Source organism: Natronoarchaeum rubrum (assembly GCF_024494695.1).
Genome location: NZ_JANHDP010000004.1, coordinates 513,651 through 535,714 on the forward strand (window position 1 = coordinate 513,651; position 22,064 = coordinate 535,714).

General features: G+C 56.6%; 17 protein-coding genes. 7 read left to right on the plus strand and 10 right to left on the minus strand.

Annotation, left to right across the window (positions count from 1 at the left end; genetic code table 11):
- The first annotated feature begins 137 nt into the window (after positions 1 to 137).
- The 5 genes from NO931_RS13405 (at position 138) to NO931_RS13425 (ending at position 7,810) form a co-directional block, all read left to right on the plus strand.
- On the plus strand, positions 138 to 434 hold the full coding sequence (locus NO931_RS13405) for a hypothetical protein (protein WP_256392840.1): 297 nt from the start codon (positions 138 to 140) through the stop codon (positions 432 to 434).
- Complete coding sequence (locus NO931_RS13410; RefSeq protein ID WP_256392841.1) at positions 431 to 1,162, plus strand: hypothetical protein; 732 nt, start codon at positions 431 to 433, stop codon at positions 1,160 to 1,162. The genes NO931_RS13405 and NO931_RS13410 overlap by 4 nt, the downstream gene beginning before the upstream one ends.
- A gap of 193 nt (positions 1,163 to 1,355) precedes the next feature.
- Complete coding sequence (locus NO931_RS13415) at positions 1,356 to 2,243, plus strand: hypothetical protein (protein ID WP_256392842.1); 888 nt, start codon at positions 1,356 to 1,358, stop codon at positions 2,241 to 2,243.
- A 120-nt stretch (positions 2,244 to 2,363) separates the two neighbouring features.
- A complete protein-coding gene (locus NO931_RS20755; RefSeq protein WP_256392843.1) occupies positions 2,364 to 7,025 on the plus strand; it encodes a VWA domain-containing protein in 4,662 nt (1,553 codons plus the stop codon).
- Positions 7,022 to 7,810: a hypothetical protein gene (locus NO931_RS13425; RefSeq protein WP_256392844.1), complete on the plus strand. Its 789-nt coding sequence runs from the start codon at positions 7,022 to 7,024 to the stop codon at positions 7,808 to 7,810. The genes NO931_RS20755 and NO931_RS13425 overlap by 4 nt, the downstream gene beginning before the upstream one ends.
- 523 nt (positions 7,811 to 8,333) lie before the next feature.
- Here the strand turns inward: NO931_RS13425 and NO931_RS13430 are convergent.
- From NO931_RS13430 to NO931_RS13465, 9 genes are all read right to left on the minus strand, one after another.
- Positions 8,334 to 9,770, minus strand: a complete 1,437-nt coding sequence (locus tag NO931_RS13430; protein ID WP_375142059.1) for a VirB4 family type IV secretion system protein — start codon at positions 9,768 to 9,770, stop codon at positions 8,334 to 8,336.
- 278 nt (positions 9,771 to 10,048) lie between these two features.
- A complete protein-coding gene (locus NO931_RS20865; protein ID WP_375142060.1) occupies positions 10,049 to 10,339 on the minus strand; it encodes a hypothetical protein in 291 nt (96 codons plus the stop codon).
- Positions 10,336 to 11,352: a TraC-like domain-containing protein gene (locus tag NO931_RS13435; RefSeq protein ID WP_256392845.1), complete on the minus strand. Its 1,017-nt coding sequence runs from the start codon at positions 11,350 to 11,352 to the stop codon at positions 10,336 to 10,338. Before NO931_RS13435 ends, NO931_RS20865 begins: the two co-directional genes overlap by 4 nt.
- Position 11,353: 1 nt before the next feature.
- Complete coding sequence (locus NO931_RS13440) at positions 11,354 to 12,667, minus strand: TrbL/VirB6 family protein (RefSeq protein ID WP_256392846.1); 1,314 nt, start codon at positions 12,665 to 12,667, stop codon at positions 11,354 to 11,356.
- A 2-nt stretch (positions 12,668 to 12,669) separates the two neighbouring features.
- Complete coding sequence (locus tag NO931_RS13445) at positions 12,670 to 14,376, minus strand: DUF8186 domain-containing protein (protein ID WP_256392847.1); 1,707 nt, start codon at positions 14,374 to 14,376, stop codon at positions 12,670 to 12,672.
- Positions 14,366 to 14,677, minus strand: a complete 312-nt coding sequence (locus NO931_RS13450; RefSeq protein WP_256392848.1) for a hypothetical protein — start codon at positions 14,675 to 14,677, stop codon at positions 14,366 to 14,368. The genes NO931_RS13445 and NO931_RS13450 overlap by 11 nt, the downstream gene beginning before the upstream one ends.
- Before the next feature lie 371 nt (positions 14,678 to 15,048).
- Positions 15,049 to 15,981 (minus strand): transcription initiation factor IIB, encoded by a 933-nt coding sequence (locus tag NO931_RS13455; protein ID WP_256392893.1) that lies wholly within the window; start codon positions 15,979 to 15,981, stop codon positions 15,049 to 15,051.
- Between the two features lie 97 nt (positions 15,982 to 16,078).
- Complete coding sequence (locus tag NO931_RS13460) at positions 16,079 to 16,591, minus strand: SWIM zinc finger family protein (RefSeq protein ID WP_259371525.1); 513 nt, start codon at positions 16,589 to 16,591, stop codon at positions 16,079 to 16,081.
- 779 nt (positions 16,592 to 17,370) lie between these two features.
- The gene (locus NO931_RS13465; protein ID WP_256392850.1) at positions 17,371 to 18,615 is read right to left on the minus strand and encodes an RNA-guided endonuclease InsQ/TnpB family protein; all 1,245 of its coding nucleotides are present in this window, start codon (positions 18,613 to 18,615) and stop codon (positions 17,371 to 17,373) included.
- 387 nt (positions 18,616 to 19,002) lie between these two features.
- Here NO931_RS13465 and NO931_RS13470 point away from each other — a divergent pair, with 387 nt between their 5' ends.
- Together NO931_RS13470 and NO931_RS13475 are read left to right on the plus strand one after the other, a co-directional pair.
- The gene (locus NO931_RS13470) at positions 19,003 to 20,007 is read left to right on the plus strand and encodes an alcohol dehydrogenase (protein WP_256392894.1); all 1,005 of its coding nucleotides are present in this window, start codon (positions 19,003 to 19,005) and stop codon (positions 20,005 to 20,007) included.
- Positions 20,008 to 20,276: 269 nt separating this feature from the next.
- Positions 20,277 to 20,537: a hypothetical protein gene (locus NO931_RS13475; RefSeq protein ID WP_375142066.1), complete on the plus strand. Its 261-nt coding sequence runs from the start codon at positions 20,277 to 20,279 to the stop codon at positions 20,535 to 20,537.
- A gap of 184 nt (positions 20,538 to 20,721) precedes the next feature.
- Here NO931_RS13475 and NO931_RS13480 read toward each other — a convergent pair whose 3' ends face one another.
- The gene (locus NO931_RS13480) at positions 20,722 to 21,816 is read right to left on the minus strand and encodes a glycolaldehyde reductase (RefSeq protein ID WP_256392852.1); all 1,095 of its coding nucleotides are present in this window, start codon (positions 21,814 to 21,816) and stop codon (positions 20,722 to 20,724) included.
- Positions 21,817 to 22,064 lie beyond the last annotated feature (248 nt).

Genomic DNA, 22,064 nt, shown 5'->3' on the forward strand with positions numbered 1-22,064 from the left:
CTGGGCTCGCCACACACTGTACTTCGTTCCAATAGCAGCCACCACCACATACCGACCCCTGGTGGATCGAAAGGGCGAGGGGCACTCGACAACCCCCGACGACGAAAGCACTGCAGGCCGCGGTGCGGCCGAAGCGCATGGTTCGAAAGAGCGCTTTGCGCTCTTTCGTCATCCCGAAAGACCAGTGGTCTTTCGGGCGACAGCGAGTCGCGGGTGTCGAGCGTTTCGAGGGCTTTCAGGCGGTAATCGACACCTTCGTTCCACTGTATCATCCTCACGAACTCTTCGTCACCGCAGTACTCGACGGCGACGTTGCATCGGGACACCTCCTTCCCACGCTCGGCTGGGTGCTCGGATTACTCGTCATCGCGTTCGTTGCCTACGGGCGTGCGGCTGGGAACGGCTGGCTCACATCGAACGGAGGCTCAGCATGACCCGCGTCGGTGCCGCCCTCCGAAGTGGAGCAACGGAACTCCGTCGGACGCCGTTACTCCTCGCACTTCTCGTGTTCGCGCCCGCCTACGTCATTTACCTCTTCACGCTCGTCGCGCCCGAGGGAACCGCCGTTGTCCACCTTGGAGACGAGATCGTACGGACGCCGCTTGCCGAGGCATTCCCGGCGTTCACCACGCCGATGACAGCGGCGTTACTGTCAGGCATCACTGGGCTATTCCTGATGCACAGCTCAGCGCTCGCGGACTCGCGGCTCGTTGTCGCCGGCTACCGCGCCCACCAGGTCGTCCTCGCTCGACTCGGGCTCCTGCTCGGCGTTGCGGCCGTTGCGACAGGCGTCTCCGTCGGCGTGATGCTCACCGCGTTCGAACCGGAACACCTCGGCTGGTTCGTCGTGGGTGCCGGTCTCACAGCACTCGTTTACGGAATGGTCGGCGTGCTCGCAGGCGTCCTCCTAGCGCGCATCACTGGCGTGTACCTCATCCTCTTCGGTTCGATGATCGACCTCTTCATCTTCCAGAATCCCCTCGCAACCGACCCGCCAGCCGCCGCCCAGTTCCTCCCCGGCCACTACCCGCTCCGTGTCGCAATGGAAGCTGGCTTCACTGGAACAGTAGAGATTGCGTCGATCGGATGGACGCTCCTCTACCTCGGCATCCTCACTGCCATCGCAACCTGGGCCTTCTATCGAGAGATGAACGTCACCTGATTCAGCACGCGATCACGAGCATCAGAGATTTCTGGGAGAAAATACGGCGCTAGGTAGACACCTCTAATGAGTAATTGATGACTCACCGTCCTCCAAGGAGAAAACATCAGCAGAGCTATGAGATTGTCTATAGGATGTATATTCCATATAACTATAGACAAATTTAAGTAGGAATGCAGGATCTATTTCCCCCATGACCGACGGACCGTCACTAGAGATACCGACGGGCCCGCAAGAGACGTACGACCGGGACTCGGGGATCGTTCCGCCACCATTGCCGCCCGACGACCCAGAGGCTTGGTACGCACCAGATATCTGTGAACAGTATGAGTTACACCCCGGCGTAGTCGCAACAATCCGTGACTGCGACAAGGCGTTCGAATACGAGGTTCGCGAGCCGATGCTATCGTCATCCGATGCAACAGCACTGGCAGATATCAAATGCCACTTCAGTGATGCGAACCTGACGCGACCCCTGACTCGAGAAGGGACTGTCGAGCGCATGGCAGCCGGTTTCGATCCAAAGTACCAACAGGTTCTGGACAGACTACTCCAGTGTTCCTCGGCAGCTCGGCGACGGATAACCTACCATGCACTTCGGGAATTACGCTGCCTTCGCGATTTGACGCCACTGGCGCTAGACGATCGGATAGAAGTCGCCGATGTCGCCGAAGACAGGCTGACCGTCCACACTGAGGATTACGCACCGGCAAAGACGAAATTCGAGACGGACCCCTCGTATCTCGATCGGTTCGTCAGTGAGCGGTTGACGACATACACTGTTTCTTTCCAGGAGTTCGAGATCCCGGTCGTAATATACCGTGAAAACCTGCTCGGTCGCGACACGTTCACGACAAAGTATGCCGTTCAGGAACCCGACTTGCTGCCCGGCGATGAGAACCTCATCGAGGAGTGCAAAGATCGGATCTGGGAGTCGAACGTCGACGGATTGGTTGACGATCGAAACGCGTTCGTCCGCGATCGGGCGCGAACGTTCCTCTCACGCCAGCTGACGGCCCGTCGAACGCGGGCGACTACAACGGTGTGGTCTTCCAGTTCATCTGTAGACACGCGGTCGTAGATCATCGTGACCTGCGATCACGAGAAGCAGCACTGCGGAAAACCAGTCTGGAGAACCATACATCGTTAGCTCTCTTTCGCGCCCGGACACACCGTCACTTCGGAGCGCTGGCCGCTGATCGTGTCGATCCAGATCAGCGTAGGACCACTGTCGGTTCGGATATTGAAGTCATCGGCGATGATAGCTATGGCTGCTGTCCGGTTTGTCGTTTGGTTCGTTGTGGCGCTTGCTCCAGTTATGCTGTCAAGCAGTTCGCTGTCATTGCTATTCACAGCATATTCGGGGGAACTGATTCAACGAACTGTTCATTTCTCCATCCAAAATGGAAAATATTATGTTCTAAAAATAGAAAACCGCTCTGTGGAGGCAATAAGCATGAATTTGATAGATAAAATAAATCCGTCAAGAGACATAATAGAAAGATTTATCGCAGTTTTATTTGCGATCCTAATGGTCGTATCGCTGATTACGATGCCAGTTCTTGGAGATTCACCAAACGGAACTTCCGTCGACAGTACAACCACTCCGGACGGCGAAAATCACCTTTTTGGGATTAGCGATAGCCCTCCAAGACAGGATAAGGGTAAGCCGGGAAATCCTGGCAATGGGCCACCCAGTAAAGGCAACGGTCCGCCAGGGCAGGATAAGGGTAAGTCGGGGAATAACGGCAAGGGGCCATCTGACAAGGCCAATGGCCCTCCCAAGCAAGATCTTGATACCGACATCGTCTTGCCAAAGTACGATCATAATGTAACCTCCTCGGTCGATGCTCATCAGCGTGCTACTGATAATCTAAAGGAATTGGATACTTCGGATGGTGCTAAGAAAACAATCGATGATATCATCACCAACCTGAATGACTCAGCAGCAGTATATCACGATCAAATTTACGTTGATTCCCGCGCTGCTTTTGAGCATAAAAAGAGGGCTCAGGAAGGGCTAAAAACACTCAGCGTTGAACACGAAGTTGACGAGGAGGATGTCGTTCAGAACACAAGTGAACTCATCTATGATACCAGCAATCTCAGTGCCCGGCTAACAGTCCAGAACGCAGCAGACGCGTTTGAAAAACATGAGGATGAGTTCGACAACCCTGGGCAACGGCGGCAGGCCGAACGCCATCTCGCTAACGCTATTCGGGCCCTCAAACGAGCTAACGATGCGGTTGAAAAAGGTGCACTCCAACGGGGTCGGTCTGGTGGCAGTTTGAAGTCTTCAATTCAATCGCACCAGAACGCCATCAACCATCATCGGACTGCTGTCCACCAAGCAAACAAGGTCTTCAATGCTGTTGAAGACGCAACTGAGCCAAGGCTCTCCCTCTCCCAGAAGGGGGCGTTCGAGAAGGATGGCGAAATTTTCGCATTCGTTCGTGCCAATCTTTCGGATGCTCGGACCTACCGATATGGGAACGCGACGGTGACAGCAACGGCAGAAGATGGCACGAGTCTCAACGCTAGTCCGGTAAGCCTTAGAACAGAAACAACTGATGTGACCGTTTCGTCAGGGCTGGTGGTCATTCCCCTCGGTTCTGAGCCAACAAACGCGACTGTAACAGTCGAAGCAACGACAGAAGGTGATCTTGAACGACGTGCTGAATCCCAACTTGAGGTCGTCGTCAGCCAGAACGACATCATCTCCGAGCCACCTGCAGATGATGAATACAACGAGGTAGGCGTTCGCAATGAGGAAACTGGCGTCTCGGTGGATGTCGGTGGAGAAGGCCTTCGTGAGACCGATATCCAGGTGACAAATGAAACACCTCGTGCTGAGCCGAACTTCAAGGCGGGTCCAATGGTCCGTATTCAAAACCGGACGGATGTTGACGAAGCGAGAGTTACTATCCCCCTCGCAGAAGATGTTGATCCATCGGAGAAACTCTCGGTATACAAATGGGATCCTGACGATTCTTCTGGATGGACCAAGATCAACACGACAATTGATTCCGAGAATCGAACCGCAACTGCGAACGTAAGCTCGTTCTCCTATTTCTCCGTGTTCCGCATTGATGAGTGGAACGGATATACTACGTCAACAATTACGCTGGAAGATCGCCATCTTGTTAATGAAAGTGATGGTTCCAAAGGCAGTGGAACAGCAAAGTCGCTAGATCTGATGCTCGTCGTCGACGAGAGCGGGTCAATGGGCGGATCGCGAATCTACAGCGCACGCGTAGCCAGCAAACGCTTTGTGGGTGGTCTTCTAGAGGACGATCGAGTTGGACTTGTAGGATACTCGTATGGATCCACCCTACACCACGGGCTTACCACGAACCACGACCAACTCAACGAGAGTGCCAATTCATTGTCGGCCGGTGGGAGTACCAACACAGGGGCCGGACTGAAAGAGGCTCTAACAGAGATCGAAACCAATGGAGAGAGCGACCGGAAGCCAGTCATCATTCTTCTGTCAGATGGAAAAACTAACCTTGGTCCTGATCCAGTTGGTATCGCAAAGGAAGCTTCTAATAAGGGTATTGAGATCAGTACTGTCGGTCTAGGGAATTCAGTTGACGAGAACGAGCTTCAAGCAATTGCAGATCGAACTGGAGGAGATTATTATCACGCAGTGTCTTCCGGGGACCTTCCAGATGTCTTCCAGCGAGTCGCGGAGGAACAGACTAGCACGCAACTTCGCGACACCAATGATGACGGAATCCCCGATGCTGTTGCAGAGGCAAGTCCGCCAATCTCCACTGGGCCCGCCGTATACGAACAGGCTTCAGTTGAGATTGATCCGATTATGACGGATAGCAGTGGTGATGGACTGCTAGACAATGAGTCGATTGAGTATAACCATCGGGTATTCGAGGAAGATGGTGAACTGAAGTTGGAAGCGGAAATCGACGATATGGATGCCTACCCACTTCGGTGGGATAGCGATGGGGATGGATTGTCTGACCATGAGGAGGTCCAGTTAGGGACGAACCCAATGAGTCCAGACACATCCGGTGATGGCCTGATTGACCTGGCCGACCCATCACCGACTGAGGAAACCCGTCCACCGGTCGTTAGGTATGCCTCCTGGGATATTAACGATCTGACCAAATATCCAACGACAGCAATCACTATAACTGATAGCTTTACAGTTAAAGCAGAACCCACTGGCTCAGCAGACCAGATTGAGTCCATTAAGGTCGATCAGTATGTTGATTCACGCTTCCCTGGGAGAACAGGTTGGTATAACCGAACGTTGGACATCAAGGAAGCAGATGAAGATGGAGTATTCTATGGTACAACGAGCTTCGGTAAGCTGGGATCGAACCCAGATCGGGTCATAATCAGAGTCACTGATGAGGATGGGAATCAAGTTCGGATCAACCATGACGTTACTGAAGATCAAGCAGATGTACAGGTACTGACCGGTAGCCTCGTGGCAAGTGCCCCTGCGCGGGCTGCGAGTAGGTATACACTCCCCCTACGAGCGAACCCGTATGTACTCGGTGGAACGGCCGCTGCAAGCGGGGGATATCTTGTCTATTCGGAAACTATGGCTGGATCAGCTGAGGGGGAGCGACTTGAGCGGCGGATCCATCAGCCTGTTCCAGCCACCGGTGAGATCAACAGTTGGGAACGGGATGGTGTAGAAATCACGCTACCCAGTGGCGCAGAGTACGACGAGGAAGTTCTCGATCGTAATCGCCGCCATGGCTGGGAACAGATCAAAGATCTACCCGGAATCAACGATCAAGAAGATGTCGGTGAAGTCATCGAAGACGGTGAGCGCCATCCCGGATTTGGTGAGTACGATGTCCTTTTGAATGAGGAAACTGCTCTCTGGATCCACGAGGAAACGATTATCTTCGGCACGGAAGTCAGTCAGACAATTACCGAGGAAGAAGAGGAAATTGCAGAAGAGGTTGAGGAACGGACTGAGGAAAGTGAGAAAACCGAGAAAATCGACCGTGAAGAAGTCAAAGAGGAAATCCAAGATGGCAACCCCCACCTCAGAGATTTCAAAGGGTTGTTCGACTCCTACACGTATCAAATCTCTAAAGCAGTCAGAGTTACGATCCAGTACGGACCTTCAGCAGTATACCAGTGGCATATCGAGATTCAAGATGATGACGAAGATCCAGACCGTCAGTGCGCTCTAAATGCAGATGATATAGACATGTCTGTTGATTCTGTATCTGATCGGTCATTCGCATCCGCTGGTTCTGAGTACAAGGAGTTCGAGGGCACGTTCGAGAAGACAAAAGACCCTGTTGAAACCCGTCTTAAGTGTGCAATAGATCCTAACTCAGTAGTTCAGACATATGCGGATGACCCAACAGACATTACAGATGGAAGTATTGGCGAAAATGTCTCCGTTGAATTCGTTCGGGAACGAGGCCATGAGCTTAAATGGCCAGAAGGTGGCTTTGAGAAAGGCGACGCCTCGGAGATTGGGCCTGACATTATTGCATATGATGAAGAAAATGATGAGTGGGTAGTCATTGAAGCAAAAACTACAACGAGTACAGATGCCGTGGGGATCGGATTATTGAATACCGATGCATATGATGGTTCACCGCAGCTATCGGATGACTGGATTGAAAATAGCTTGAATGAGCTAAATAGTAATGGTAAGTTAGATGATGGGTTCGTGAGTGACCTTGAACAAGCGCTTGACAGAGGAAATGTCAGAAAAGAGGTTGTTCTTGTAAGGGATGTTAATGGGGCAGGACATAGAACTCTGACAGAACCCTTGGGAGACAGGACCGACATCAGTATTGACAGAGTTGTTGGTGTTGATCAGGTTACGATCGTTGAATTACAGGCAACAGAGGCAAACCAATGACTGAACTGACTGATAGTCAACGCGAGCAGCTTGATGGGATTGAGAGTTCGGCAAGGAATCAAATCGAAGAACGGCTTCAACGTCTTGAAAAAGGCGATGTAGTCACCCACAAAATCCCATCGTCCTATCGAAGTGTTGGGATGAAATATGAGAATGTTGCAATCTCTCGCGTATACAAAGGCGATATTCACGCTGCACGGAAGCAGTTCATGCAGGCTGCAGAGATGTATCGACAAGCCGCAGAAACAGCGTTGGAAGAACCACCATATGCAACGTCTTTCCAACGTGTACCAATGACGTTTGTCGAAGCTTTGTACGCGGCATCACTTGCGGGAGAAATGGAAATGGCCTCCGAAAATTCGAAGTCAATTAATAAACTCAATCCTGAAAGAGGAAGCGATAAAGCCCAAGACGACATTCTCTTCGAGCGTGATAAATATTTCCTGAGTCAGTGTTTGGCGGGTGTAGTTCTTGATCAAGTTGCGGAGAAAGATATCAACGAACTTAACAACATTAATCAGGAAAAAACGGGCCTCGATAAGATGTATGGGAAATCTATTATCAAGTTTACATCTGGGTCAGTTTCTAAAGAAGACCAGTTGGTTAAGCAAGGAGTTGAATTTGCGTTAAAATATCATGATCAACAACGTCATGAGGACAATGTGATCGATCTGATTATGGCATCTGAGGCTACTGCCTTACTCATTATCGCTGAAAATATTGGATTCAATATTGAAATCCATAGTGACTTCATACCTGCAGAATTAGTAAATGCCGTGATATAATATAGTATACTAGTCCATTTGTTTATTTACTACAGGTTCTATCTCATCTAATGGCCGGATCCACACCGTGTATCTTCAGGTGCCACGAGAGGTTGGACAGATGGACATCATTGCCCTTAGGTTCCGGTATACCCGAGTAAACCGCCCTTCGTGACGCTCTTTGACAGTGCACTCAGAAACTTCGACAAGCGTTCATCCAAATCGTCAACGTTTATTTCCCGGTCATTCACGTACAGCAGAATGCTGTGTGCTCCCGAATTATCGGTTGAAGCCGCTGATCATCTCCTCGGCCCACTTGTCTCTAAATTCAGTATTTTCCAGCCATGCCACCACACGAGGCTCTTGGGGATATCGTCGCCGTCAAGATAGGCATCAATAGCCCGGTCCTCTTGTCACACTTATACTAGAAAAATATCAATTTCTCACAAATTCGATCACGAAATACACGTACGGTGCTTCGTCGGAATCAGAGATTCGTGGCGGAGGGTTTAGTATTAGTTCCTCGGTTAGTGAACGCGTACAGCTATATCCCGCCTATCACGTCCGTCTCATACCCGCTCGCACGAATCCTGAGCGGAAACCAGCCTTCTTCATCCATGCCCAGTAGCGCCTCGGAGTAGCCGTCCTCATCGTTGCCCGCTTTAGCCGTCCGAACCCAGTTCACTTCGCGCTCGCTCAGTCCGAACCATTCGGCTAACTTCTCGGCTTCCTCGTCGACGCGATGCAACAGCGTCATCGAACAGAGACTCGCGATCGTCCGCGCTTCCGGCGTCAAGGAGAACTCGCCACCGGTCTGCGTGATGAAGTGCAAGGAGAGGTCGTAGTGGCGTGAATGCCGAACGGCGGTCTCCAAGAAGGAAAGCGACGTGGCATCGGCCATCAGATAGTGCGCCTCGTCGATGACGAAGATCACGTTCTTCTCGGTGCCCTTCGCGCGCTCGTAGACGGCGTTGAACAGCACCTGCATCATCAGACTCGTCTCCGAGCGACCGCGCGTTCCCTCGTCTTGGTGAAGGTCGAGGTAGATCACCGGCGAGCCGAGATCGAACGAGGTCTCCTGAGCGAGGTTCGAGAGATCACCGTTCTCTGAAAAGGATGGTCGTAGATCCTTCAACAGCGACTTGGCGTCGTGCTTGACGCTCTCGCGTTCGGCATCAGTCGCATACCCGAACTCCGCGGGATCCTTGAGGAACGCTTCGAGGACGTCGATGACACCTCTGATCGTCGGCGAGTCGTTCCCGTGGGTTTCCGGGTCGCGTGTGATCCCACGGCGCTCGTAGGCGACCTGGACCGCCCGGCGCAGGGTCTGCTTTCGCTCGTCAAGCGGGTTGGTCGCGACGTGGGTGAAGAACGTCTCGAAGAACGTGAGCACCCACGAGATCTGTTCGGCCCACGGATCGAGGTCGGACACCGACTGCAGGACGTGATCGGGCGTCGCCTGAATATCGAGCGGATTGAATCCACGCGTCCCGCCAACCGTCACGCGCTCGCCGCCCAGCGCGTCGTTGACGCCTGCGAACCCGGCCAGGGGATCGAGCATCACGATCACGGTGTCCGGGTCGTACATCGCTCGCCTGACGAGCTGGAGTTTCGTCGAGAACGACTTTCCGGCACCGAGTTTCCCGATGACCATCGTACAGTAGCCGGTTTCGCGATTGAACCGGTCGAGGATCAACGGACTCTCGTTGAGTGCGTAGGTGCCGTACTCGATGCCCGGTTCGGCGAACGTCCCCGCAACGAAGGGGAACATCGCGCCGACCGCGCCGCTCAGCATCGGCGTCTTGGTGTCCACCGAGTGATGCAGTTGGTCGAATCCGACCGGACTCGCGGAGACGAGCGTGTCGAGTTGGGACCACCGCGGCGTCACGGGCGTGAGGTTCGCCGGCGAACTCCGCGCGAGCTGTTCGACCGAGCGCGTATCGACTTCGTCCGAAGAGTCCCCACGTACCGTGAGATACATCGAGGCGTCGAACGCCCGCGTCGAGGTGTTCCGAAGGACGTCGTAGAGCTCGCGATAATCGTCGAGGTCTTTCCTGACGCCGCGGGCGCCCGCCCGACGTTTCTCGCTCAGGTAGTCGTAGTCCGCTTCGAGGTCCTCGATCTGGTTCTCCAGGGAATCGAGCGTCGCGTGCGTCTCCCGCGGGTCGAGATGGATCGAGATATCCGTCGTTCTGGTTTCGGGCGAAGAGTACAGCGTCTCGTAGAGGCCATCAGTAGGAGCGTCCGGGAACTCGGTGATCAGAGCGTCTTCGTCCAGTACTCACCCGTCCTGACGGCGTTCGCGCGTTCTTCGATGCTCGACGGCGAGACGATCGACTGGTGGGTCGAAGCAACATCAGCGAGCGGACGCTGTCCTGGGTCGTACTCGACCGTGGCATCAACATTTGACGGAGAACCTGCCGCATTCTCGTCCGACTCCTCCTGGTGTTCCTCGGCAGCACCGTCGTCTTCGCCGCCGCCGTCACCTACACCGGCCGAGTCGTCCTCCGATCCATTCTGCCGGATCGCTGAGAGCAGCGATCCGATCATTCGCCGGCACCTCCGACGATGGGGCGCGTCCGAAGTGCCGCGTGTAGATCATCGTATTCGATCGACTCACCGGACCAGAATTCGCCGAGAAGCTGCGTCGCATCATCGGCGTCGACTTGGTGGGCACCACAGCCGTCCATCTCGCGAATGCCCGACTCAACGCGCTGGAGTCGTCCCGACAGCGCGGCGAGCATCGCCTCGTGACGTTCCTCGGTTCGGGGCGCAAACCACGCTCTGACGAGAAGCCCAACCACAGGAATGCGTGCGACCTTCTGGGTGAGACTCTCACGTTCGAACTGGACTTCCTCGGGTGCGACGGAGACGATGATGTAGTGATCGCGGATCGTCATGCGACGCTCCTGGAGGTCAGTCCGATACCACTCGACGTACTCCTCAATCAGCGCTTCGAGTTGTGGATTCGCCTGGACGTCAGAATCAGAGCGGCGTTCCTCGTAGTGGGCGAGATACTCCTCGACCGGGAACTCCCGAGTCGTCGAGTAGATCTGAATCGGGAACTCAACCACGGTATCGAGGAAGTCCGAAAACGCTCGCGACTGTTCGTGCCACTGCTCACTCGTCGCGAGCGCCATCGACGGTGGGTCGACCTGAATCAGGCCGAACAGCGCCCCATCAGTTCGTTCGAGGACGCCCTCGTCGGGATAGACCCGTTCGAGGTGGGTGTAGCCTTTCGCTTCCTCGTGGGCGTGTTGCTTCTCGCTTCGCTGGAAGCTGAGAAACGTCCCGATCCAGTCCATGCTCGTCGTGTAGGTCGGCGTGAGGTAGACGAACAGCGCGCCGACGCCGATCCCGACGCCGGCGATCGGGAGCGTCAATGTCTGGACGGAGACGCCAGCAATGCTCGCCTCGGGTGGCAAGACCACCTGTGCGAACAGGATCACCACGACGCCGGGGAAGAGCCCAACTGCGAGGTCGCTCAGCGTGTACTTTCCGAATAGTTGCGTGTCTGTACCGATGGAGGACGGAATTCGTTTCGTTGGATCGTTCGTACTCATTTCAATCGTCTCTGCGCTCGGTCGGGGAGCGATCAGTCTCGTCTCGTTGCGAGGACGGCTTTGCTGGGAGCTGGTTCCTGTTCCGCAGTGTGTCGAAGTGCTCCGATGGCGGCTCGAGGGCAAGTCGGTCACGCTGCGTGTTTCCAGTGGAAGCGGCGCTATTCGGTGATGACCCAGAGTCGTGCGCATCCGGGCCCTGTACACTCTGTCCTGACGACGACCCAGACGGAGAGCCGCCCCCAGAGCGCCGAGCGCTATACGCGTCGTGGAGGTGCGTTCCAGTCGCATTCAATCGCGACCCAGCTGCGTGTGCTCGTGACTGGCCGGAACCGAAGGTGGTCTGACCGTCCGGCTGTCGAGCTGGCTCACCACGAAGGCCGCGGGCGAAGTTCTGTCCGCCGTGGACCGCGGTCTGGCCGTGACCCTGTGCACTCTGGACGCGGGACGCCGCTTTGCGTCTGGACGTTCGATGGGCCATCTGGTTACCAGCGAAAAAGAGCGCACCTGCTTGCCAAAACAGGATGATCGGCGAAGCCAGCGCCGCGAAGGGAATCACGAGTGCGGTCACCCACGCGCCCAGGCCGCCCATCGAGAGACCGAAGTTTTGGCCGAAAATCGATCCCAGTCGGAACAACAGTGCGACGGGGACGGTCATGAACAGGAAGGGGACGTAGAAGCCGGCGAGTCGCTTCATGAACCCGGACATGAGCGAGAAGGGGCCGACGCCCGGAATCCAGAAGACCAAGAGGAGCGGCATCATCAGGACGAAGAGGTACAACACGACGTGGCGCGTGAAGTAGATCAACGCCAGGATGAGGAACAACGCCAAGTCGATCATCAGCGTCAGCGACAGGCCGAGAACGCCGAGCGCACCGAACGACAGCGTCTCGAAGAGCGTGATGTTGCTCAGGTCGGGCACCAAGAATCCGGCGAGGCCACTGATGAACTGCAGGGACAGCGCCGCGATCCACCACCACGAGAGGATGCCCAACAACCCGGTGACGGCTCGCTTTTTGAGCTTGGAGCGGTGGTAATTGCTGAAGAGGTAGCTCATCGATTCGAGCAGGATGACGAGCCCGATCATCAGCCCCCACAGAAGTAAGGAAAGAGGGATAATCGCGTCCCAGTAGTACTCGTAGATCCCCGGCCAGACGCCGTTGGTCGGCTCGCCGAACACGGCGTTTGGGTGGGGTGTCTCGACGACGACGCGAACGAGGTCGTTGGCGTAGCGTTCGATGAGGCCCGTGATCGGCCCAAAGAGCACACGAAGAAACTCTTCGAGGGCGTTGACGATCGCTTCGGAGAGGGCGCTCATCCTCAGGGCCTCCGAGAGCGCAGGATTCGCCAGCCGAGTGTTCGTTCGAGCAGGTAGACGCCGAAGAGGATCGACGCGATCGGAATCGCCATTCGATACAGTATCTGGAGCAGCGCAATCGCGCCGCCCTCGACGTAGACGGTGTCCGTATCGCTGACGTAGGCTTGAGGCGTTCGCCACCACGGACCTGGCTCGTATCGAGCCGTGATCCCGCCCGCTGTGCGGGGCATCGTGAGCGTCGCAGTGCCGTCTGCATCCGTATCGACCTGCTGGCCGTTGACGACGATCGTATCTCTCTCGTCGGTAGTGTTGATCGGTCTGCCTGTCGCGGCGTCCTCGAGGGAGACGGTGATCGTGACCTGTTCGTCGGTTGCGTTCTCGACCGCGAGCGAGAGCGCGCTTTCGTTAGTCGGGACCTCGTAGAACGAATCGATCGAGTGGTCCACTTCGACGCCACTGACAAGTCCGGTACTCGTGAGCGTCTCGGGAACGTCCTCGTCGGTCTCGATCCGCGCGACGATACCGTAGCTCGCCGTGTAGGGGTCGGTGACGACGTCGAGGGCGACGTCTTCGGAGAGTTCGGGGGGATCGCGTTCGATGCCGTAGGTATCCAGCAGCGTACTCGTCGCTCGGGGCGTCGCACTCGGCCCGGTCGCACTCGGAAACGCGCTGACCTGGAGAGGATGGATCGGAGAGTGTCGAACTCGATCGGCGCCGTCGGTGCTGTGGACGAGCCGATCCCAGGCCGGATTGCGTGCGGAGTAGAACTGCCAGACGCCCGTAACCGTAGTATCTCCCACGGTGAAGCCGCGCCACGGATCGCTCGTGAAGACGGCGACGCCGAGGTCGCCGTTAGGGTAGCGCGTACGCGTTCCCGCGATGGAGGGCTTATGGACCGTAACGTCGAGGTCGGTGCTGACAGTCCGGCGTTCGGAGGGGTACTCGATAGTAGAACGCTCTAGCTCACAGACGCTCGCGTTGTCCCCATCGATGCACGTCTCGGTCGTACGACTGAGCGTCACGGAGATATCCGTCTCGACGGTCAGCGTGTGCTCCTGTCCCTCGTACTTGCCGAGGTCGTCGAAGGAGAGCGTCGGCGTGTGGGTTCCGGATTGCGTCGACTCGACAGCGCCGTCGACGAGCAAGCGCGTTTCGTCGATATTGTGATCGCCGACCGACCACGTCGTGCGCGTCTCGTTGTCGATACGCGTCGCTGGCATCTCGACCCTGTAGTCGGTCGTCGCGAGCACCTGTCCCTCGGGGGCGACGTACAGCGACGTCTCGTCGGGGTCGAGCCTCGCTCGAGTTGATGGAACGACTGCAAATATCTCGACGTAGGCGTCTTTCACGAACACGCCGTTCTCTAGGTCGGCATGTTCAGGGTGGATCGAGGTATCGCGGGACGTCTCTGGAAACGAGGTGTGCTCACCGCGGTTCCACGGGTCGACGGCTTCGGGCGGTTCTGCGAACGGAATATCGGTATACGCCGCGAGTTCGCCCTCGGCTGTGGAGGGTACGTCCCCATCCGTCGTATTGCCTATCTCGCCGTCGGTGTCACCCGACCAGAGCAACGGGAAAGTGGTCTCGTTGACGCCGTGGTCGGGTTCCGCGGGCGGGTCGGCGCTGACGAGGGGAATTCCTCCGAGGGCCGCGAGCATCCAAACGACGACACAGGCCGTGACGGCGCGAGCCATCGGGTCAGAACCCACAGCTCGTCGCGCCGACGACGACGTTGTTGAGCATGAACTGGACGATCGCCGTGCCGAGCGGGGCGACGATGATGCCCCAGACGACGGCCTGGTTGCGCGCTTCCTTCATCTCTTTTTTGAGATCGGCGCGCCGGACGGTCGTCATCGCGACCGTCGTGCCAAGCGCGACGACGCCGCCGATCAGCGGGCCGCCGAACTGGATGATCGAGAAGACGTTCTTGATCGTCAGCGCCATGTCCGTCTCGCAGAACGCTTCGCCGCTGGTCTGGGCGAGCACGGGATCAACGGCGATGATACTCAATAGGATTCCGGCGCCGATGATCGAGCGGGCACTGAGGGCGCGTCGAGAGCGAGGACGGTCCTGATCGTCGCCGTCGGTTCCGGATCGGTTCAGCTGTGGCTGAGGGGAGGTCGTAGCAGACATGCGTACGGGCGGAGAGCCGCAGAAACTTGATACGGACGTCACCGAGACGCCACGGATCGAATCAGACGACAGTGCCCACTCATATCGAAGAGCAAATCGGAATAAGCATTCCTATTCTATCATCTTCTAGCAAGTAGAATAATCTTATTCGCTTTCGAAAACCAATAGTCATATATTCGTATTTTTATCCCAATAGTCCATGAGGATCGTCGACTATTCGACGATCCATCCCGCAGAGAATCTGGTTCTCAGGCCAGTTCGTCTTCGAGTTCCGTGTAGCGCTTCCGGAGTGTCACCGGGCTCGTCCCAGCAACCGTCGCGATGTCGGCCTGGGATATCGAGCGTTCGGCTTCCCTGCTCGCGAGGTAGAGACACGCCGCAGCGACGCCAGACGGTTGACAGCCGTTTGCGATCCCGGACTCCGTTGCAACCTCTGCAAGTTCGTTTGCTCTGTACTGTACGTCGTTCGGGACGTTGAACTCGGCGATGAGTCGGGGGAGAAGCGTCTTCGGCGTCGGCACGAGCGCTTTCAGGCCGAGTTCTTTGTTCAGCACGCGATACCCGTTTTTCATCGCTTCCTCTCCGCAGTTCGCCACGCCTGCGATCTCCTCGATCGTTCGCGTGTACCCGCCACAGCGACACGACGCGTACAGACAACCTGCGACGATCCCTTCGATGGATCGCCCCTGGATTAGGTCCTTCGAGCTTGCGTCTCTGTAGAGGCGACTCGCGCGTTCGCGGACCGAGTACGGCAACTCGAGGGCGCTCGTGAGCCGCGCGATCTCGAGACAGGCCGTTGCGAGGTTTCGCTCCTTCTTGTTCGACCAGCGCGCCCTGTTGTGTTCTCGCTGGAATCGACTCACTTGCCGTCGTTTCTTCGGCGACAGTGCGTTTCCGTTCGCATCTCTGTACCGACCGATCTCGCTCGAAAGGCCACGATCGTGTCTCGCCGGAGTAATCGGCGCCCCCGTCTGCTCGCGTTTGGACTCTCCATCCTCGAACGTCCGCGGCGTCGCACCGTGGTCGATGTGACTGTCTGCCAGGACTAATCCACACTCAGTACAGGCCGTTTCGCCGCCCTCAGTTCGAAGGGATCCACCGCATTCGTCACAGCGTGTCTGGTTGATCGTCTTTCCGTCGTCTTCGTCGAAGCCAGTTTCGTAGACATCTCTTAGTGACATTGTATTCACTCTCGCAGGACATTCTTCAGAACGCCCCGCACCCGTCAGGGGGCGATAAAAACTGGCGTGCGGTCTGGATAGCTGTTGGAGAGTCGGTCTATACGTCGCCACTGGGAAGGCTACGACGACCAGTACGGACACACTCCCAGCATGGGAAGTCAGTGGAGAGCTTCTCGCACTCGGCACACGCCTCATCGTCATCGACTTGCTCGTTCTCTGATGCCTGTGAAGACTCAACTGCGGAGTCCTCCGACGGTGTCTCTCTCGATCTCTCTCCAAGCTCGTCCGTCCCCTGTGGTTGATCTGCTGAAAGCGATGGTCCGCCATCAGCAGCGAGCTGTCGGTCAACGGCTGCAGTGGGAATCGGCCTTCGGATCGCAACAGCGACGCGATGTTTGCAGGCACCGTCGTAGCTCGCGTTGGCTGGGCACTCACACTCGGTTGGAAGCCCGTTCTCGATGCTCACGACGTACTCATGTTCGTCGGGATTTGCGTGACTGGTATTTCTGACGAGAACGCCATCGCCGTCAATCGTGAACTCGAAGGCTTCGTACTGGGCGCGCTTGATCACTCTACTGGTCGTCTCTAACTGTTTTAATGGGCAACTCATGATTTGATGGTGGGAACTGCTCTAGACTGGCTTTCCGCTGGTAGAACTGGGGGAAAAACAGGCGATCAGACAGGAGCGTTAGGAGACATCGTAGACGACGATCTCCGTCTGCTCACAGTACGGGCACGCCGAATGTTCATCAGGAACTGACGTCCCGCACTTACGGCACTCGTAGACGTACGATCGTTGGCGATGCAGCCGAGAAGCGAGTCGTTGCAAGAACGCTCCCGTCATTGTTCTCGATTCCTCCTGCGGAATTGTTTGGGCTGGTCGGTCGGGCCCCACGACCGCGGCACGTAGCCGATTTGCTCGATCGTATCCGCGTATGTTCGAAGCACCTCGATGAGAGCGAGTTCTGGAACGCCCGCTTCGGCGTGGCTGCAGAGCCACCATTCGAGGGCTTGCTGTGCATCTCCCAGTTGACCGTTGGTCGTCGTCGTCACTGAATTCTCACGCAGGCACTCTGATGAGCGCCTGCACCCGTGCAGGCGCCGAAAAAATAGGCAACGCGCCACAATGTTATACGACCGAACTGCAAACTGTGATCAGTATGTCTGCAATCTGTCATTTTATCCCCCTCGTTTCAGGACACAGGTCGCGATGGCCAGCCCCGGAGTCACATCGCCTCTGCGTTCCGGCCCTCAGAGGAACTGGTAACTCTCGCGGGTGCCCGTGTTTCAACTGATGCGGTAGCGCGGAGTGAAGGAGAGTAGTGAACTCCTATAATTAACCGAGGGACGCTATAGATTGAGTGGCTAGCGTTTCACGGGTGAACTACCCTACTCGCTCACGGCTGAGGCCGTTCGCTCGTTGAGGGTGGGGCTTCCTGTTTCTACGACGCGCTTTGCAGACACCGAATCGGTGTCCGTAAGGAGCGCAGTCTCCACAGGCGTTGATTCGGAGTGTCCCACTCCTACGTCTTCGAGGCCGCGAGAAAGAATGTTCCACGCCGCGTTCGCGTCCCTGTCTGCCTCAAACCCGCAGGAAGGACAGGAGTGTTCACGGACCCACAATGGCTTGTCGGTCGAAACGCCGCACGACGCGCACTCCTTGGTCGTCCCTCTCGGGTTGACCGCGACGAAGTGCGTCCCTTCGCGTTCGCACTTGTATTCGAGCAACGAGAGAAACGTTCGCCAGGCGGCAGACGCCGTGTTGCGGCTGTTCGACGGCGACTCCATCATCCCCTTCACGTTCAGGTCTTCGACCGCCACGAGGTCGTACTCCTGAGCGTAGTAGTTCGAGAGTTTGTGCAAGAAGTCGCGGCGCTTCCGTCGGAGGTCGGCGTGACACTCCGCGACTCGTCGGCGTTGTGTCTCGTAGTTGTTCGACCCGTGTTGCTTCCGCGAGAGCTTCCGTTGCTCGCGTTCCAAGCGTTCACGCTCGTCGGTGAGGTCAAGCGACCCGACCGCCGTTCCATCGGTGTCGTGGGCGTAGTTGCGTATCCCTACGTCGATGCCGACACATTTCTCGGGATTCTCGGGCGGTTCGGGCGGGTCGCGGTCCATTTCGACGCCGAACGTGGCGAACCACTCGCCACTCGGTTCCTTCTTGACCGTGACTTGCTTGAGTGTCGCGTCGTCAGGGATGGCGCGGTGGAGCCGAATCGGTATGTCTCCGATTTTCGAGAGTGACAGCACAGTCTGACCGCCCTTCTTGTCGAGCTCGAAGCCAGACTGACTATACGTGAAACTGCGGAACTCCCGTGGTGGCTTCCACTTGAGTTGGCCCACGCCGTAGCCCTTGTGCTTGAGTTTGGAGAGTCCATTGAGGTTGTCGAACAGCCGTTCTACGACGGTTTGGAGAACCTTCGAGTACACGCCCGAGAGGCCGTCCCACCACTGCTTGAGGTCGGGGAGCTCCGACCGTAGCGTGGTCATGGACGGCAGTTCACCGTGTTCATCTTGGTACTCGTTGAGGCGGTAGAGCGTGTGGTTGTAGAGTTGCCTACAAATATCGCGGTGGCGGTCCAACTCCTCTCGATGAGCGTTGGACGGCTTGAGGCGGTATTTGTAGGCGTAGTACATCCGTTACTCTCGTTTCTCGATGAGTTCGTCGAGTTTGTCACGGACGAACGACGAGAGGTTGAGATGGTTTTCCTCTACCCACTCGGCTTGGTCCTCTCGGATGGTAATATTCTTCCGTCTCACCACATACACACTATGCGCATTTATGCGTATAAGATTGACGATCGCGTTGGCCTGTGGTCCTGCAACAGAACAGTGTATGAACAGATGATGACGGCGCTGTATCCCCGCCCTACGCCCTCACTTCGCTCGGGCGTTGAGGACGGGGGCTTAGCGCCTGTATTCAGCTAAAGAGGCACTAGCGATCTCCAAGAGTGTCAACAGGCGGTACCGAGGGCACCCGATTTATCCTGAATCAGCCCCCATATGGTATTGATGCCAGACACCATGCGTGCAGCTGTCCTTCCGGAAGCGGGCGCAGACTTCAAACTCGTCGAACGCGAGGTTCCCGAACCAGCTCCTGATGAGGTTCGAGTAGCAGTCGAAGCCTGCGGAATCTGTCATAGTGACGCATTCGCAAAGGAAGGCACATATCCAGGACTTTCGTATCCCCACGTCCCGGGGCACGAGATTGCCGGACGGATCGATGCCGTCGGCGACGACGTTGAGAGCTGGTCGACGGGTGATCGCGTCGGGGTCGGCTGGCACGGCGGCCACTGCTTTACTTGTGATGCCTGCCGCCGTGGGGATTTCCAGCAATGTGAGAACGCTGAAGTCACCGGTATCACCTATGATGGCGGATACGCTGAATACACGACTGTCCCGTCAGAAGCCTTAGCATCAATCCCCGAAGATCTCGACGCTGCCGACGCTGCACCGTTGCTCTGTGCCGGCGTGACGACGTACAACGCGCTACGCAACACTGACGCTCAGCCGGGGGATCTCGTCGCCGTTCAAGGTGTAGGCGGTCTCGGCCATCTCGGAATTCAGTACGCCCACGCGGCTGGATTCGAGACTGTCGCACTCTCGCGGTCACCCGACAAAGAGGATCTCGCACGAGATTTGGGAGCCGATCACTTCGTCGACGCCTCCAAAGAAGACCCAGCCGAACGGCTGCAAGATCTCGGTGGTGCAGATGTCATCCTCGGGACTGCACCATCTAGTGACGCAATCGAGTCGATTCTCGGTGGTATCGGGACGGACGGGTCTGTCGTTATCGTCGGTGTCCCCGGAGAACCGGTCACGGTCGACGTCCAGAACCTTGTCGGGACGCGAGGGAGTGTCGAAGGATGGGCTTCGGGTCATGCCCGTGACTCCCAAGACACACTCGAATTCAGCTCTCTGCGCGATATCACACCGCAAATCGAGACCTACCCACTCGATGATGTCGCCGCAGCGTACAACCGAATGATCGAAAACGAGGCCCGGTTCCGCGTTGTCCTCGAACCGTGAATCACTCAGACTGGGTTTGAGCGACGTCTAAGTGGTGAATATCCGAATTCTCGAAAATTCTGTCTCTGTTGAAACCCTGTTAGTTCGACACCTTTCCCGCTGGAACAGTCGTGTGTTAGAACTGCGTATCGACCGTCGAGAACTCTCTCAGTTCAATGAGGAGGTCTGATAGTCGTGCGAGAGATCCCACGCGAATGAGGCACTGTCTCATCAAGAGAAGAAACGATATATTTTTGACACTGGTCAATATAGTTAGTAATGTGACAACAATGGACGAAGCGAGTAGTTCAGATGTGCGGTTCAGAAAGCGCTTTGTGAGGGTGTGCGTCTCGGTTATCATACTGACCGGTGTGACTGTAGTTCTCGGGTACGGCGGCTGGGTGGTTTTGACGATCACCGCTACGGTCGGTGGGTATGATCCGGAAACAGCCGACGGGGAATTACTACGTGATCGGTTGCTGGAGTGGCCCGACCGCAACAGAGAAGTCATGCGATCGAACGGCAGAACGAGCCTCCCGTTGAAACCATAACCCATATTCGATACTCGTCTTCGGTATCTCGCAGGCGGTTTCTGACACGATGTCGTTAGCCGGTGCTCTACATTGCTGTGTGCTTCCCCTGTACTGAACGAGCACACTGTATGAAAATCGAGCCGAATCTCGTACAGTCGCACTCTGTATCTTGCGCGACTGTGCAGGACCTATTCACGTTCCATCAAGAGTTGTGGCGTTCGCCGAGCGAGTTCATGGTCACCAGCGCGTCCCGGACCATCGCAGGCTCGACTGGGAACGGCTCGTTGTGGATCGTCTCTTCCTCGACGCAGGCCGCCTCGGCGACCGTCTCGAGTTGCTCTTCCGTGGGATTGTCAAGACCGATGTCCACGAGCGTGACTGGCAGCCCCATGTCGAGCGAGAATTCGATGACGTCGTCGACGAATTCGTCGTCCTTACCCTCGAGGACAAGTTGGGCAAGAGTGCCGATGTTGACCTTCTCACCGTGGGTCGCGTCGTGGGTTGCCTCGAGTTGCGTGAGTCCGTTGTGGATCGAGTGGGCTGCCGCGAGCCCGCCGCTCTCGAATCCGAGGCCACTGAGGAGTGTGTTCGCCTCGGTCACGGCTTCGACGCTTTCGGTCACGGCGTCGTTCTCGACTGCATTGACGGCCGAAACACCGTGTCGGCGCAACGTATCATAGCAGAGTTCGGCAAGCGCGTGACCGGCCCGTGTTGAGGCCCCACCGAGGATGTTCTCCCCGTGCGAGCGGTAGGTCGCGTCGGCCTCGAACCACGTTGCAAGCGCGTCGGCGATACCTGACCGGAACGTCCGGGTCGGTGCTGCCGCGATGATTGCCGTATCGACGAGGACAAGTTCCGGGTTCGTCGAGTGGAACCAGTATTCTTCGAACTCTCCGTGTTCAGTGTAAATCACCGAGAGCGAACTTGTAGGGGCATCTGTCGACGCGATGGTCGGCATCGAGACCATGGCGATATCGAGCTGTTCTGCGACCGCCTTGGCCGCATCGAGTGCCTTGCCCCCGCCGGCGCCGACGATAACGTCACTCCCGTACTCATTCGTCTGGTCGGCGACGCGTTCGATCTCCTGTTCCGAACACTCGCCACTGAACTCCATCGTCTCGGTGGCGAATCCGTGGTCGTCGAGACTCTCCGTGACGGGATCACCCACGATGTCCAGCACAATTTCGTCGGCAAGGAGGACGGCGCTGTTCCCGAGATCCTCCGCATGTGTTCCGATCTCCGCAGCGACGTCACGGCCTTGTGTGTAGTTCGCGGGAGATGCGAATATTTTTGCCATGGTTGAACGAACCATGGTTCCGGTAATGTAGTTTGGCCCGGCTCTTGTGAGCGTACTGAATGGCTGGTGATCGTACCGTTACTGGGATTGACGGAAGTTTGTTGTAGCAACCTCCGATTGGGGCACCATGCGGAGACCTTCGTGAATGGGAGCAGAGCAGCCCTTAGAGAGCGACTCCAAAAGAAATCTCATTCTGAATGAGGTGTGTGTCTCCTTGAGGAAGGGGCATTCTCGCCTCAATTCTGGTA

Excerpts from the sequence above, each read along its gene's own strand:
- NO931_RS13405 (WP_256392840.1), top strand. The coding sequence starts at position 138 with ATGGTTCGAAAGAGCGCTTTGCGCTCTTTCGTCATCCCGAAAGACCAG.
- NO931_RS13410 (WP_256392841.1), top strand. The coding sequence starts at position 431 with ATGACCCGCGTCGGTGCCGCCCTCCGAAGTGGAGCAACGGAACTCCGT.
- NO931_RS13415 (WP_256392842.1), top strand. The coding sequence starts at position 1,356 with ATGACCGACGGACCGTCACTAGAGATACCGACGGGCCCGCAAGAGACG.
- NO931_RS13425 (WP_256392844.1), top strand. The coding sequence starts at position 7,022 with ATGACTGAACTGACTGATAGTCAACGCGAGCAGCTTGATGGGATTGAG.
- NO931_RS13430 (WP_375142059.1), bottom strand. The coding sequence starts at position 9,770 with ATGTATCTCACGGTACGTGGGGACTCTTCGGACGAAGTCGATACGCGC.
- NO931_RS20865 (WP_375142060.1), bottom strand. The coding sequence starts at position 10,339 with ATGATCGGATCGCTGCTCTCAGCGATCCGGCAGAATGGATCGGAGGAC.
- NO931_RS13435 (WP_256392845.1), bottom strand. The coding sequence starts at position 11,352 with ATGAGTACGAACGATCCAACGAAACGAATTCCGTCCTCCATCGGTACA.
- NO931_RS13440 (WP_256392846.1), bottom strand. The coding sequence starts at position 12,667 with ATGAGCGCCCTCTCCGAAGCGATCGTCAACGCCCTCGAAGAGTTTCTT.
- NO931_RS13455 (WP_256392893.1), bottom strand. The coding sequence starts at position 15,981 with ATGTCACTAAGAGATGTCTACGAAACTGGCTTCGACGAAGACGACGGA.
- NO931_RS13460 (WP_259371525.1), bottom strand. The coding sequence starts at position 16,591 with ATGAGTTGCCCATTAAAACAGTTAGAGACGACCAGTAGAGTGATCAAG.
- NO931_RS13465 (WP_256392850.1), bottom strand. The coding sequence starts at position 18,615 with ATGTACTACGCCTACAAATACCGCCTCAAGCCGTCCAACGCTCATCGA.
- NO931_RS13470 (WP_256392894.1), top strand. The coding sequence starts at position 19,003 with ATGCGTGCAGCTGTCCTTCCGGAAGCGGGCGCAGACTTCAAACTCGTC.
- NO931_RS13475 (WP_375142066.1), top strand. The coding sequence starts at position 20,277 with ATGGACGAAGCGAGTAGTTCAGATGTGCGGTTCAGAAAGCGCTTTGTG.
- NO931_RS13480 (WP_256392852.1), bottom strand. The coding sequence starts at position 21,816 with ATGGCAAAAATATTCGCATCTCCCGCGAACTACACACAAGGCCGTGAC.